We start from the raw sequence: 14,254 nt of genomic DNA, 5'->3' as shown, positions 1-14,254 counted from the left end.
CCTACGCGAAGCGCTGGCCCGCCGAGCCGTTGCACTTCTGGAGCTTCAACGGATCCTTCGGCGACGCGAGTGCCAGGCAGAGCCCGGTGTCGCCGGCCGGGCGCAGGGTCCCCGCCTCACGGACGAACTTCTGGTTGGCGCCGCCGTGGCAGTTCCACAGCGTGACGGCGGTGCCTTCCTTGGCGGTGCCCGGGACGTCCAGGCAGCGGTCCTGGGTCAGACCGGTGTGCAGGCTCTGCCGACCGCCGGCGCCGCCGTCGTACCACCAGGTCTGGTTGCGGTTGCCGGTGCAGTCCCAGCCCTGCACCTTGGTGCCGTTGCGGCTCTTCGACGCGTCGACGTCCACGCACGTACCCGTGCCCTCGTTCTTGAGGGGCTTGTACGCGTCGTCCCATCCGCCCTGGTAGAGCTTGGGGCTGCCGGTGCTCGCCGGGTCCGCGCAACCGCCCTCGCTCCAGCCCGAGTTGTAGAGCTGCGTCAGGCAGGATGCGAAGGCCGCGTGGCCGCGGGCGTTGGGGTGGAAGGACTGGCGGACCGAGTTGGAGTCCGGCGGGAACGGGTTGGTGAGGTCCACGTAGAGACCGCGCGCCCAGGTGTCCTCCATGCAGACCTCATGGCCCTGGAAGAGGCGGGAGTTGTCGAGGTAGGTCGCGCCCGCCGCCTTGGCCGCCTTGCGCATGCCGGTCTCGAAGGTGGGCACCGCGTAGTTGCGGCCCCACTCGGTGTCGGAGTCGTAGCCGAGACCGCCGCAGGCCAGCTTGCCCGGGAACTTGGGGTTGTCCCGGAAGTCGGGGCCGATCGGGCTCGGGTAGCCCATGGCGACCAACTTGTAGTCGTCGCCCGCGTATCCCGCGTCCTTCATGACGGTCTTCAGGTCGCGGATGGACTGCTCGACCTTGGGCACGAGGGCGTCCACGCGCGCCTGCCAGCCGTCGTTGTACTTGCCCGCGCACGCGCCCTGGCTGAGCAGGAAGCGCGTCACGCAGTCCGTCATCACCGGGGAGAACTGGAGGTCGTCGTTGGCGCCGATGACCAGCAGGATCGTCTTGATCCTGGTGTTGCGCGCCTTGATGGCGAGATTGTCGCTCTGCACCAGCTCGTCGGCGTACTGCTTCTGGCCGCCGATCTTGATGTTGACCGTCTGCGCTCCCGAGCAGGCCACGTTGTACGTGACGTCCGCGGGGATGCCGGTGCGGTGGATCGCGGCGTCCGGGGAGCGGTGGCACCAGTTGTCGGGGCCGTTCGTGCCCGGTTCGTACGTTCCGACGCCCTCCCCGGAGATCTCGCTGTCGCCGAGCGAGATCAGACCGGTCTTCCGGTCGGCCAGTGGGCGTTCCGCCGGGTCGCCGTAGAGCTTGGTGGCCTCGTCCGCCCGGATCTTCTCCAGGTCGGCCGGCAGCGGCGTGGACGCCGGCGCCCTGTTCCCGTCCTCTGCGGCCTGGGCCGGCACGGCGGCTGCCGTGCCGAGCATCGCCGCCATGGCGACGGCCGCCGCGAACGTACATCGCAGCCGGCCCTGGTGGCCGCGTCTGATGCGCTTCATTGCGCCTCCCCGGTTTGGTGTTACCCACGGTTTTTACTGGTGAGTAAGAGCCTTGGGAATACCTAGAACAAGACAAGTGCTCAACTTTTCAGTGAGGTTTGACGGAGAGGTAGGTTCGTGGCATGACCAGCGACGCCAGCGCGAGCGACAGCGGTGAGTACCGGATCGAGCACGACTCCATGGGCGAGGTGCGGGTCCCCGCGCACGCCAAGTGGCGTGCGCAGACGCAGCGCGCGGTGGAGAACTTCCCCGTGTCCGGGCAGCGTCTTGAGCGCGCGCACATCGCCGCGCTCGCCCGGATCAAGGCGGCGGCTGCGAAGGTGAACGCGGACCTCGGGGTGCTCGACAAGGACGTCGCGACGGCGATCGTGGACGCGGCGGGCGAGGTGGCCGAAGGCCGCTGGGACGAGCACTTCCCCGTGGACGTCTTCCAGACCGGGTCGGGCACGTCGTCCAACATGAACACGAACGAAGTGCTCGCGACGCTGGCGACGGAGCGGCTGGGCAAGGACGTCCACCCGAACGACCACGTGAACGCGTCCCAGTCCTCGAACGACGTCTTCCCCTCCTCGATCCACATCGCGGCCACGGGCGCCGTGACACAGGACCTGATCCCCGCCCTCGAGCATCTGGCGACCGCCCTTGAGCGGAAGTCGGAGGAGTTCGCCGACGTGGTGAAGTCCGGGCGTACGCACCTGATGGACGCGACGCCCGTGACCCTCGGCCAGGAGTTCGGCGGGTACGCGGCGCAGGTGCGCTACGGCGTGGAGCGGCTGCGGTCCTCGCTGCCCCGCCTTGCCGAACTGCCCCTCGGCGGAACGGCGGTCGGCACCGGCATCAACACTCCGCCCGGCTTCTCGGCGGCCGTGATCGACGAGGTGGCGCGGGCCACGGGCCTTCCGCTGACCGAGGCCCGTGACCACTTCGAGGCCCAGGGCGCCCGGGACGGGATCGTGGAGACCAGCGGTCAGCTGCGGACGATCGGTGTCGGCCTCACGAAGATCGCCAACGATCTGCGCTGGATGGCGTCCGGACCGCGGACCGGGCTCGCCGAGATCAACCTGCCCGACCTGCAGCCCGGTTCCTCGATCATGCCGGGAAAGGTGAATCCGGTCATTCCGGAGGCGGTCCTGATGGTCGCCGCGCAGGTCACCGGCAATGACGCGACGGTCGCCGCCGCGGGGGCCGCGGGCAACTTCGAGCTGAATGTGATGCTGCCGGTCATCGGCAAGAACGTCCTGGAGTCCGTGCGGCTGCTCGCCAATGTGTCGCGGCTGCTCGCCGACAGGACGGTGGACGGGATCACCGCGAATGCCGAGCGGGCCCGCGAGTACGCCGAGTCATCGCCTTCCGTCGTCACTCCGCTGAACAAGTACATCGGGTACGAAGAGGCGGCGAAGGTCGCCAAGAAGTCGCTCGCCGAACGGAAGACCATCCGCGAGGTCGTACTCGAAGGCGGGTACGTCGAGCGGGGCGAACTCACGCTGACGCAGCTGGACGATGCGCTGGACGTGCTGCGGATGACGCGGCCGTAGGGCGCGGATTCCTTTACGCCCGGACGGGTTCTGATACCTCCGTCCGGGCGCCCACTAATATCTCTGCATGACAGACCTCACCACGCCGCCAACGACGAGCAGCGAAGCAGCACGCTGGGCCCCCGGCTCCCATGTGCTGTGGCGGTACAAGGAGAACGCCGGGAATCGGATTCACATCTGCAGGCCCGTCACGGTCGTGCAGGACAGCGAAGAACTGCTCGCCGTGTGGATGGCCCCCGGCACCGAATGCGTGAAGCCCGTGCTCGCCGACGGGACTCCCGTGCACCATGAGCCCCTGGCCACCCGCTACACGAAGCCCCGCGCACTGCGCAGGGACCGCTGGTTCGGCACCGGCGTACTGAAGTTGGCCAGGCCCGCCGAGCCGTGGTCGGTGTGGTTGTTCTGGGATCCGGGATGGCGGTTCAAGAACTGGTACGTGAATCTTGAGGAGCCGCGGGCCCGTTGGGCCGGAGGCATCGATTCCGAGGATCACTTTCTGGACATCTCCGTGCGCCCGGACCGGACTTGGCAGTGGCACGACGAGGACGAATTCGCCCAGGCCCAGCGCGCCGGCCTTATGGGCGCGGGAAAAGCGCAGGAAGTACGGGCCGCCGGGCGCGCCGCCATCGATGTGATCCGTTCCTGGGGGCTGCCCTTTTCGGACAACTGGCAGCACTGGCGCCCCGATCCGGACTGGGCGATTCCGCCCCTTCCGGACGACTGGGATCGCACGCCCGCTCATGTGACGTCATGAGACCCTTGATGCGCCCCCATGGTTCAAACGTAGGATCGTCCTCCGCAAGGGCGCACAGCAGCAACTCAGCAGCAACTCCCTGAGCTTGCGCGTTGCCTGACAGGATGTCATCGAAGGGCGGCAGAACGTGAGCGAGGCGAGCGAGTTCGACAGGTACGGCGGGCCATCCGGCGTGCTGCCCGACCGGACGGGGCAGGCCGAGGCCTTCGACGCCATCGGACAGCACTACGACGACGCCTTCCCGCACAAGGACGGCCAGCAGGCCGCCGGGCGCAGGCTCGCCGACGCGCTGCCGCCCGGGTCGAGGATTCTCGACGTCGGGTGCGGCACGGGGCTGCCCACCGCCCGTCAGCTCACCGACGCCGGGCACTTCGTCCTCGGCATCGACCTCTCCTCCGGCATGCTCGACCTGGCCAGGAAGAACGTGCCATCGCCGAACGCCGAGTTCCGGCAGCTCGACGTGGCGGGACTGCGGGCCGAAGGGCCCGACGGGGTCGGTCGGTTCGACGGGATCGCGGCATTCTTCGCGCTTCTCATGCTGCCGCGCGCCGAGATCCCGTACGCTCTGCGGCTGCTGCACGGACTGCTGCGCCCCGGTGGCCTGCTCGCGCTCTCCATGGTCGAGGCCGACCTGGACGACGCGGGAATTCCGTTCCTGGGGCACACAATCCGGGTATCCGGATACCTGCGAGACGAACTGCGGCAGGTCGTACGTGACGCGGGCTTCGACATCGTCGAGGAGGACACGTACTCCTACGCCCCGGCGAGTACCGACGTACCACCCGAGCACCAGCTCTTCCTGCACTGCCGACGCGGCTGACCAAAGTAGCCACCGGACACCAAGGCGCAGCCCCGGACGGACGGATTCGAAACGCGTGACGGAGCACTCCATCCCCGACGAGGGCCGACAGCCCAGAGCTGCCCGGCCCGCCGCCCCCGCGGATCCCCGCGGGGCACAGGCGCGTGCCCCGAAGGCACGGGACACCCCGGGCGCGACCGCTTTACCCGCACAGGCCCAGGCCCGGACGGGCGACTCCACCGCGAGCCCCAGCGACGAGCACTCCCAGTCGCCCGGTCCCTCGGCGCAGCAGCCCGACCCGCACCGGCCGCGGCCGGCCGGGCAGGACAGCCCCGACGGCGCCCTCGATGGCGCCCCGGGCGGTGAGGAGCGGCGTACGGGACAGCCACGACCGCCGGGCTCCGGCCCCGCGGCGATGCGGCGCGACGGCGACCGGCTGCGCTTCGTGGGCGCCGCGACCCGGCGCATCGCCCGCGGCATCGACCTCGACGAGATCGTGATGGGCCTGTGCCGGGCCACGGTGCCGACGTTCTCCGACGCGATACTGGTCTATCTGCGCGACCCGCTGCCGGTCGGCGAGGAGCGGCCGAGCGGAGCCCTCGTGCTGCGCCTGCGCCGCACCGACCGGCTGCGCTCGATCGAGGAAGGGGCCGAGGAACCCGACACCGACGGCGGCACCCTGCCCGCCCTCCAGGTGCAGGCCGATCTCGTGACGACCGCGGAGCTGTGCGAGGTGCGCCCCGGCGGCGCCCTCGCCGAGGTCCTGCGCGGCGTACGCCCGGTCTTCGCCGACACCCCCGCGGCCCGCGCCGCGCTGCCCGAGCTGCTCGGCGAAGGCCGCACCGTGCCGTCCGGGCAGCGCACGGTCCTCGCCCCGCTGCGGGGCAGACGCCGGGTGATCGGCGCCGCGGTGTTCCTGCGCCGCCCCGACCGGCCCGCGTTCGAGGGCGACGACCTCCTGGTCGCCGCCCAGCTGGCCACGCACAGTGCGCTCGGCATCGACAAGGCCGTGCTCTACGGCCGCGAGGCGTACATCGCCGACGAGCTCCAGCGCACGATGCTGCCCGAGACCCTGCCCCGCCCGACCGGTGTCCGCCTGGCGTCCCGCTATCTCCCGGCCGCCGAGACGGCCCGGGTGGGCGGCGACTGGTACGACGCGATCCCGCTGCCCGGCAGCCGGGTCGCGCTGGTCGTGGGCGACGTCATGGGGCACTCCATGACCTCGGCCGCGATCATGGGCCAGCTGCGGACGACGGCCCAGACCCTGGCCGGGCTCGACCTGCCGCCCCAGGAGGTCCTGCACCACCTGGACGAACAGGCCCAGCGGCTCGGCTCGGACCGCATGGCGACCTGCCTCTACGCGGTGTACGACCCGGTCGCGCACCGCATCACCATCGCCAACGCCGGTCATCCGCCGCCCGTCCTGCTGCACTTGGGCGGCCGTGCGGAGGTCCTGCGGGTCCCGCCGGGCGCGCCCATCGGCGTGGGCGGCGTCGACTTCGAGGCCGTGGAGCTCGACGCGCCCGCGGGCGCCACGCTGCTCCTCTACACGGACGGCCTGGTCGAGTCCCGCCTGCGTGACGTGTGGACCGGCATAGAGCAGCTGCGCGAACGGCTCGCCGCCACCGCCCAGTTGACGGGCCCGGACCATCCGCCGCCCCTGGAGGCCCTCTGCGACGACGTCCTCGACATGCTCGGCCCCGGCGACCGGGACGACGACATCGCGCTGCTCGCCGCCCGCTTCGACGGGATCGCGCCGAGCGACGTCGCGTACTGGTACCTGGACCCGGAGGACGCCACGCCCGCCCGCGCCAGGCGTCTGGCCCGCAGCGCCCTGGAGCGCTGGGGCCTGCAGGAGCTGACCGACTCCCTGGAGCTCCTGGTCAGCGAGGTCGTCACGAACGCCGTGCGGTACGCGTCGCGCCCTGTGACGCTGCGCCTGCTGCGTACGGACGTCCTGCGCTGCGAGGTCGGCGACGACGTGCCGCAGCTGCCGAGGTTGCGGCAGGCGCGGGCCACGGATGAGGGCGGCCGGGGGTTGTATCTGGTCAATCGGCTTGCCCGGCGGTGGGGCGCAACGCGGTTGAGTACCGGGAAAGTGGTCTGGTTCGAGCTGAATCATGGCGCGAACCCGGAATCGAGCAGCAACTAAGCGGGCGTTCTTTTACGGATGGCCGGTGGGGACTGAGGCCCGGGGTCCCCCGCCCCCTCCGGGGGGGGGGGGGGGGGGGCCCCCCCCCCCCCCCCCCCCCGGAGGGGGCGGGGGACCCCGGGCCTCAGTCCCTGGCTGGCCGCCCGTTCGGGTTCTCCGGGATCTCGATGGATTCCGTCGGGTCCGGCTCGCCCGGCTCCTCGGTCGGCGGGTCCGTGGTCGGATCGTCCGTCGGCGTCTCGGTCGACGGCGTCTCCGTCGGCTTGTCCGTGGTCGGGTCGTCCGTCGGCGGCTTCGTCGTCGGGTCCTTGGTCTTTGACGGCTCGTCCGTCGGCTCCTGCGGGGCCTGCGTCGTCGGGTCCGGGGGCGGCGCGATGGCCGCGCCCATGGACGTGTCCAGGTCGAACTTGCTGGGCGAGCCCATCGCGTCGAAGGTGTACGCCGCCCAGATCTGCGCCGGGAAGCTGCCGCCGTCGACGCGCGGCAGACCGCCCGCGCCCTTCATGGAGACCTGCTTGCTCTGCTCGGCCGTGCCCGCGGCGCCCTCGCCGAACAGGCCGACGGAGGTGACCAGCTTCGGCGTGTAGCCGGTGAACCAGGCCGACTTGTTGTCGTCGGACGTACCGGTCTTGCCCGCCACGTCCTGCACGGGGCTGCGCACCGCGCTGCCCGTGCCGTCGTCGACCACGCCGGTCAGGACCGAGGTGATCGAGTCCGCGGTGCCGCGCTCGACGACCTTCTCGCCGATCGGGTCCGGCAGCTCGATCGTGCGGTCCTTGTGCTCCACGGACGCCACGACCGCCGGGGTGACCTTCTTGCCGTGGTTGTCGAGCGTCGCGTAGACGCCCGCCATCTCCAGCGGGCTCGCGCCCATGGTGCCCAGGGTCTGCGCGGGCACGGCGGGCAGGTCCTCGACGTCCATGCCGAGCTTGCCCGCGGTCTCCAGTACGTCGTCCATGCCGACGTCCACGCCCATCTGCGCGAAGACGGAGTTGATGGACTTGTTCATCGCCTTCTGGACGGTGACCTGGCCGTAGCTCTTGTCGTCCTCGTTCGGCGGCGCGAAGGCGACGTCGCTGCCCTTGACCGGGCGCTCGCTGGTGCCGTCGTAGACCGTGTTCGCCGTGATCGGCTGGCCGGACTGCGTCGTGGCGCTCTTCTCCAGGGCCGCGGCGAGGATCAGCGGCTTGAAGGTGGAGGCCGGCTGGTAGTCACGCCGGGTGGCGTTGTTCGTGTAGTGCTTGACGTAGTCCTGGCCGCCGTACATCGCGAGGACCTTGCCGGTCTTCGGGTCGACGGACGCGGCGCCCGCCTGCACCCGGGCGTCGGCCTTGCGCTTGTCGGGGTCGAGCTGGTCGTTCAGCTTCTTGTCGACGGCCTTCTCGAGCTGCTTCTGCTTCTTCTGGTCGATGTTGAGCGTGATCGTGTAGCCGCCCGCGTCGAACTGCTCCTCGCTGAGGTGGCCGGCCTTCATGACCTCGGCCTTGGCCTCCTTCACGAGGTAGCCGGCCTGGCCCTCCAGGCCGGGCGCGGCCTTGGGCGCCTTGGGAGCGTCGAACGTGAGGCCCTCGCGCTCGCTCGCGGGCAGCCAGCCCTCCTCGACCATGTTGTCGAGGACGTAGTTCCAGCGCGCCTTGACCAGCTTCTTGCTCGCGTCCGTGGCGGAGGTCCAGTCGTACTGGCTCGGGGCCTGGAGGAGCGCGGCGAGGTAGGCGCCCTGCGTGACGTTCAGGTCCTCGGCGTCGACGTTGTAGTACGCCTGGGCCGCGGCCTGGATGCCGTAGGCGCCGCGGCCGTAGTAGCTGGTGTTGATGTACCCGGCGAGGATGTCGTCCTTGCTCTTCTTCTGGTCCACCTTCAGCGAGATGACCAGTTCCTTGAACTTGCGGGTCACCGTCTGATCCTGCGTCAAGTAGTAGTTCTTGACGTACTGCTGGGTGATCGTCGAGCCGCCCTGCTTGCCCTTGCCGGTCACGGTGTTGATCAGGCCGCGGGTCGTGCCCTTGAAGTCGACGCCCTTGTCCTTGTAGAAGGATTTGTTCTCGGCGGCCACGAAGGTGCGCTGCACCTTCTTGGGCACCTTCTCCAGGTCGACGACCTCACGGTTCAGCTCGCCGGTCCTGGCGATGACCTGGCCGTTCTTGTACTTGTAGACGTTGCTCTGGAGCTTGGCCGCCGCGTTGCCCTCGGGCACGTCAACCACCATGTAGAGGACGACGAAGGCGAGCATGCCAAGCAGGCAGAGCCCGAAGAACGTACCCAGGATCTTCTTCAGCGTGAAGAAGCGGCGTATGCCCGTGCGCTTGGGTTTGCCGCCGCCGGCGGGGCGCCCGCGCGATGCCCGGCGCGCGCCGCGCTGCCGCGCTTGTCGCTCTTCCGCTCGGCCCATGAGTCTGAGTGCTCCGCATCCGTGTCGTTCGCTTATGACTGGCAAGTCAGCTCAAGAAGCTAACACCGCACCTAGGGACAAAGGACTGCCGATCCGGTCTTTTCCGGACGTGACAATCAGCACCCGCACCACAGGAACCGGTGATTGCCCCCAGTAGACCGACGATCCTGGGGCCCAGAAGGTTGCCCGCCTTTCGAACCTGTGAGCCAGGAGCCGGGGGCGAACCAGCGGTATACATGCCACGTATACACACGGTGTAGAGTGCTGCGCATGTCCATCGGTCACACCCTCCTCGGCCTTCTTGAGTCGGGCCCGCGCCACGGCTACGACCTCAAGCGCACCTTCGACGAGAAGTTCGGTCACGACAAGCCACTGCACTACGGCCAGGTCTACTCGACCATGTCCCGCCTCCTGAAGAACGGCCTCGTCGAGGTCGACGGCATAGAGGCGGGCGGCGGCCCCGAGCGCAAGCGGTACGCGATCACCGAAGCCGGCATCACCGATGTGGAGCGCTGGCTCGCCACCCCGGAGAAGCCCGAGCCCTACCTCCAGTCGACCCTCTACACCAAGGTCGTCCTCGCGCTCCTGACCGAGCGCGACGCCTCGGAGATGCTCGACGCCCAGCGCGCCGAGCACCTGCGCCTGATGCGCATCCTCACCGACCGCAAGCGCAAGGGCGACCTCGCCGACCAGCTGATCTGCGACCACGCGCTCTTCCATCTCGAAGCCGATCTGCGCTGGCTCGAACTGGCCGCCGCCCGCCTCGGCAAGCTCGCCCAGGAGGTGCGCTCCGCATGACCCCCGCCGGCTCCCTCCTCACCGCATCCGGGCTGCACAAGACGTACGGTCCGACGACCGCGCTCGACGACGCCGGGTTCTCCATCCACCCCGGCGAGGTCGTCGCCGTGATGGGCCCCTCCGGCTCCGGCAAGTCGACGCTCCTGCACTGCCTCGCGGGGATCGTCAAACCCGACTCGGGCTCCATCACGTACAACGGCCGCGAGCTCACGGGCCTGCCGGACGCCACGCTGAGCGCCCTGCGCCGCAGCGAGTTCGGCTTCGTCTTCCAGTTCGGCCAGCTGGTGCCCGAGCTGACCTGCGTCGAGAACGTCGCGCTCCCGCTGCGGCTGAACGGCGCACGGCGCAAGGAGGCCGAGGCGACCGCCCGCACCTGGATGGAGCGCCTGGAGGTCGAGGACGTCGCCGCCAAGCGGCCCGGCGAGGTCTCCGGCGGTCAGGGCCAGCGGGTCGCGGTGGCCCGCGCGCTCGCCACGAGCCCGCGTGTGGTCTTCGCCGACGAGCCCACCGGCGCGCTCGACTCGCTCAACGGCGAGCGCGTGATGGAGCTGCTCACCGACGCCGCACGCTCGACGAACGCCGCCGTGGTCCTCGTCACCCACGAGACGCGGGTCGCCGCCTACTCCGACCGCGAGATCGTCGTACGCGACGGCAGGTCACGGGACATGGAGCGGGCGATATGAGTCTCGACACGCGCGCCAAGGCCGATACGCGGCACACGCCGCCGCCCACCTTCGACGCCGCGACCGTGTCCAAGGGGGGACCCCGCGCCTTCGCCCGCGACCTCGCGATGGGCATACGTTTCGCCGTCGGCGGCGGCCGCGAGGGATGGACCCGCACCCTCCTCACGGCGGTCGGCGTCGGCCTCGGCGTGGCGCTGCTGCTCGGCGCGGCGTCCGTGCCCAACCTGCTCCAGCACCGCGAGGACCGCCAGGTGGCCCGCGCGGCCGACGACCAGTTCTCGGCCAAGAAGGTCAAGCGCTCCGACTCCACCGTCCTCCAGCGCGACACCCCCACCGACTTCCGCGACGCCACGGTGAGCGGCCGCGTGCTGCGCGCCGAAGGCAGCGACCCGGCCCTGCCGCCCGGCCTGAAGAAGATCCCGGCCGACGGCGAGATGGCCGTGTCGCCCGCCCTGCGCGAGCTCCTGGACAGCTCCGACGGCGCCCTCCTGAAGGAGCGCCTCGGCGAGTACCGCGTCACGGCCACCATCGGCGACGCGGGCCTGACCAACCCCAAGGAGCTCTACTACTACGCCGGTTCCGACGCCCTCACCCCGGCGAAGGGCGGCCACCGCGTCGAGGCGTTCGGGCACAAAGAGCCCGCGGAACCCATGGACCCGATGCTGATCGTCCTGGTGGTCCTGATCTGCGTGGTCCTGCTGACCCCGGTGGTCATCTTCATCGGCACGGCGGTCCGCTTCGGCGGCGACCGGCGCGACCGGCGGCTGGCCGCGCTGCGCCTGGTCGGCGCCGACGCGCACAGCGTGCGGCGGATCGCGGCGGGCGAGGCCCTGTGCGGCGCGCTGCTCGGCCTGGCCGCGGGCGGTCTGTTCTTCCTGGGCGTGCGCGAGGTGATCGGCACCCTCGACGGGTGGAAGATCAGCGCCTTCCCCTCCGACGTGGTGCCGGTGCCCGGCCTGGCCGCGCTGATCCTGCTCGCCGTACCCGTCACCGCCGTCCTGGTCACCCTGATCTCGCTGCGGGCCGTCTCCATCGAGCCGCTGGGCGTCGTGCGCAGCACCAAACCCCGCAAGCGCCGCGTCTGGTGGCGCATCGTGATGCCGCTGCTCGGCCTCGGCATCCTGCTCGCCTCGGGCCAGGTCGGGGGCGACGTGATCAATGGTTACGTCGGGGGCAACGTGGCCCCGCCGGTCTTCGCCATCGGCACGGGCGCCACGCTCACCCTGGTGGGCCTGGCCGCGCTGCTGCCCTGGCTCGTCGAGGCGAGCGTGGCCAAGCTGCGCGGCGGCGGCCCGCTGCCCTGGCAACTGGCCATCCGCAGGCTCCAGTTGAGCAGCGGAACGGCGGCGCGCACGGTCAGCGGCATCACCGTCGCGGTGGCGGGCGCGGTCGCCCTGCAGATGCTGTTCGTCGCGATGCACGACGACTTCAACCAGACCACCGACAACGACCCCGGCCGCGCCAAGCTGGTGGTCAGGGCCGACGTGGGCGACGGCGACCTCGCCGAGCGGATGATCGACAAGTTCCGCACGACCAAGGGCGTCAAGAACGTCATCGGCACGGTCTCCACGTACGTCGTGAAGCCGGGCAAGCTGAAGAACCCCGACGACCTCAGGCCCACCACGGAGCTGACGGTCGGCACCTGCGCGAACCTGCGCGAGCTGGCCCGGATCGGCGAGTGCCGGGACGGCGACACCTTCGTCGTGCACACCGGCGACAAGGAAATGAACAACTGGGTCGACGAGTCGGCCCGTCCGGGCAAGCCGATCGACCTGAACGCCATCAGCTGGGACGAGTCCGGCCACCAGCACGTCCCGTGGACGCTGCCCGCCGACTCGCGCGAGGTCAAGGCCCGCCCCGACCCGGGCGGCGACCTGCACGACGGCATCTACGCGACGCCCGGCGCGATCGACGCCTCCAAGATGGCCGACGCCTCGACCACCGCGATGATCCAGGTGGACCCGGACACCAAGGACGCCGAGGAGTACATCCGCAACACCGCGGCCCACGTCGACCCGTTCCTCGACGTGCAGACGCTGCGCGCGGTCGAGCGCGACAAGCAGTACGCCACCATCCAGAGCGGCCTGCAGATCGGCGCGATGGCGACGATGGCCCTGATCGCGGCGTCCATGCTGGTCTCGATGATCGAGCAACTGCGGGAGCGCAAGCGCCTCCTGGCGGCGCTCACCGCCTTCGGCACGCGCCGCGCGTCGATGGCGTGGTCGATCCTGTGGCAGACCGCCATTCCGGTCGCGATCGGCCTGGTGCTCGCCGTCGCGGGCGGCCTCGGCCTCGGCTGGGTCATGGTCCGCATGATCCAGAAGTCGGTCACCGACTGGTGGCTCTTCGCCCCCTTGACGGCCGCGGGCGCCGCCCTCGTCGCGGTCGTGACGCTGCTCAGCCTGCCGCCGCTGTGGCGCATGATGCGCCCGGACGGACTGCGCACGGAGTAACTCCCCGCGCGGGAGCGCAACGTTGCCGGTGCGGGGTCACAACACCCGCACCGGCAACGGCTTCACGGCCCCCCTCAGGGCGGCGGCGAGTTCCTCGTGCTCCGCGGCCCGCGCGGCTCCCGTACGCATCGCGAGGGCGATGCGCCGGGTCGGCGCCGGGTCCGCGAAGTACCCGGTGAGCAGCTGGTTGCTGCGGCTGGTCTCGACGCGGACGGCGGTGCGCGGGAGCAGCGTCACGCCGAGGCCGCCGGCCACCAGCTGTACGAGGGTGGAGAGTCCGGCGGCCGTCGTGGTCACCGGGGCGTCCGCGCGCCCGGCCTCCCGGCAGATGTCGAGGGCCTGGTCGCGCAGGCAGTGCCCCTCGTCGAGCAGCAGCAGGTTCAGCTCGCGCAGGGCGTCGCGCGGGATGCCCTCGCGTCCGCCGAGCCAGTGGTCGAGCGGCGTGACGAGCACGAAGTCCTCGTCGAACAGGGGCAGTTCGGTGACGCCGGGCACGCCGAGCGGCACGGCGAGCAGGAGCAGATCGAGCCGCCCGGCGCCGAGCCCCTCGATCAGCGAGGACGTCTGCTCCTCGTGCACCTGGAGATCGAGATCCGGGTACTTCTCGTGGACGAGGCCGATGAGCGTGGGCAGCAGATACGGCGCCACGGTCGGGATCACGCCGAGCCGCAGCGCCCCGGTGAAGGGGGCGCGCACCGCGTCGGCCTCCTCCATCAGCGCCCCGACCTCATCGAGGACGGCCCTGGCCCGCACCGCGAGGCGCGCGCCCGCCGACGAGAGCAGCACCTTGCGCGTCGTACGCTCGAGCAGGGTGACACCCAGTGTCTCCTCCAGGGCGGAGACCGCGCCGGAGAGCGCGGGCTGGCTCATCCCGATCGCGGCGGCGGCATCCCGGAAGTGCAGATGCTCGGCGACGGCCGCGAAGGCGCGCAGCTGGGCGAGGCTCGGCTGACGGGCGCCGCGCTTGGCTGCGGGCTTGGCACTTGTGGCCACGGAATGCCCCTCCTTGTCCACTGACACTGATAGCTAGGTCCGATCAACATGACCCACTCTAGCTATTTCCATAATCAATGCACCCTGTGCCACGATCAACACCAGTCCAACCCCCCAGGAAACTCCCCAAAAGGGAGTTTCTTTGCAGCAAGGAG

10 protein-coding genes are annotated in these 14,254 nt (G+C 70.5%); 7 read left to right on the top strand and 3 right to left on the bottom strand.

The window, feature by feature from the left end; genetic code table 11:
* Position 1: 1 nt before the first annotated feature.
* Positions 2–1,543: a ricin-type beta-trefoil lectin domain protein gene (locus tag AC07AG_RS12875; protein ID WP_478754578.1), complete on the bottom strand. Its 1,542-nt coding sequence runs from the start codon at positions 1,541–1,543 to the stop codon at positions 2–4.
* A 122-nt stretch (positions 1,544–1,665) separates the two neighbouring features.
* Between AC07AG_RS12875 and AC07AG_RS12870 the strand changes: the two genes are divergently transcribed.
* The 4 genes from AC07AG_RS12870 to AC07AG_RS12855 all read left to right on the top strand — a co-directional run bounded on the left by AC07AG_RS12870 (position 1,666) and on the right by AC07AG_RS12855 (position 6,783).
* The gene (locus tag AC07AG_RS12870) at positions 1,666–3,078 is read left to right on the top strand and encodes a class II fumarate hydratase (protein ID WP_478754576.1); all 1,413 of its coding nucleotides are present in this window, start codon (positions 1,666–1,668) and stop codon (positions 3,076–3,078) included.
* Between the two features lie 67 nt (positions 3,079–3,145).
* Positions 3,146–3,832 carry a cytidylyl-2-hydroxypropylphosphonate hydrolase gene (fomD, locus tag AC07AG_RS12865; RefSeq protein WP_478754574.1) on the top strand — a complete coding sequence of 229 codons (687 nt, stop codon included), beginning with the start codon at positions 3,146–3,148 and terminating at the stop codon, positions 3,830–3,832.
* A gap of 127 nt (positions 3,833–3,959) precedes the next feature.
* Positions 3,960–4,652 (top strand): class I SAM-dependent methyltransferase, encoded by a 693-nt coding sequence (locus AC07AG_RS12860; RefSeq protein ID WP_478754572.1) that lies wholly within the window; start codon positions 3,960–3,962, stop codon positions 4,650–4,652.
* Positions 4,653–4,707: 55 nt separating this feature from the next.
* A complete protein-coding gene (locus tag AC07AG_RS12855; protein ID WP_478754570.1) occupies positions 4,708–6,783 on the top strand; it encodes a SpoIIE family protein phosphatase in 2,076 nt (691 codons plus the stop codon).
* 124 nt (positions 6,784–6,907) lie between these two features.
* On the opposite strand, the gene AC07AG_RS12850 is transcribed toward AC07AG_RS12855, so the two are convergent.
* Positions 6,908–9,172 carry a transglycosylase domain-containing protein gene (locus AC07AG_RS12850; protein ID WP_478754568.1) on the bottom strand — a complete coding sequence of 755 codons (2,265 nt, stop codon included), beginning with the start codon at positions 9,170–9,172 and terminating at the stop codon, positions 6,908–6,910.
* Between the two features lie 270 nt (positions 9,173–9,442).
* On the opposite strand from AC07AG_RS12850, the gene AC07AG_RS12845 reads away from it, so the two are divergent.
* Genes AC07AG_RS12845 through AC07AG_RS12835 form a run of 3 tightly spaced genes read left to right on the top strand, consistent with a single transcriptional unit; the run spans position 9,443 to position 13,106 of the window.
* Positions 9,443–9,970 carry a PadR family transcriptional regulator gene (locus AC07AG_RS12845; RefSeq protein ID WP_160506940.1) on the top strand — a complete coding sequence of 176 codons (528 nt, stop codon included), beginning with the start codon at positions 9,443–9,445 and terminating at the stop codon, positions 9,968–9,970.
* Complete coding sequence (locus AC07AG_RS12840) at positions 9,967–10,653, top strand: ABC transporter ATP-binding protein (RefSeq protein ID WP_478754565.1); 687 nt, start codon at positions 9,967–9,969, stop codon at positions 10,651–10,653. The genes AC07AG_RS12845 and AC07AG_RS12840 overlap by 4 nt, the downstream gene beginning before the upstream one ends.
* A complete protein-coding gene (locus tag AC07AG_RS12835) occupies positions 10,650–13,106 on the top strand; it encodes an FtsX-like permease family protein (RefSeq protein WP_478754563.1) in 2,457 nt (818 codons plus the stop codon). The genes AC07AG_RS12840 and AC07AG_RS12835 overlap by 4 nt, the downstream gene beginning before the upstream one ends.
* Positions 13,107–13,142: 36 nt before the next feature.
* On the opposite strand, the gene AC07AG_RS12830 is transcribed toward AC07AG_RS12835, so the two are convergent.
* Positions 13,143–14,099: a LysR substrate-binding domain-containing protein gene (locus tag AC07AG_RS12830; RefSeq protein WP_478754562.1), complete on the bottom strand. Its 957-nt coding sequence runs from the start codon at positions 14,097–14,099 to the stop codon at positions 13,143–13,145.
* Positions 14,100–14,254: the final 155 nt, after the last annotated feature.

The sequence above is a fragment of the Streptomyces sp. NPDC044044 genome (assembly GCF_056434405.1).
The sequence above is the reverse complement of the archived record's forward strand: the minus strand, read 5'-3'. Positions and strand labels throughout refer to the sequence as shown.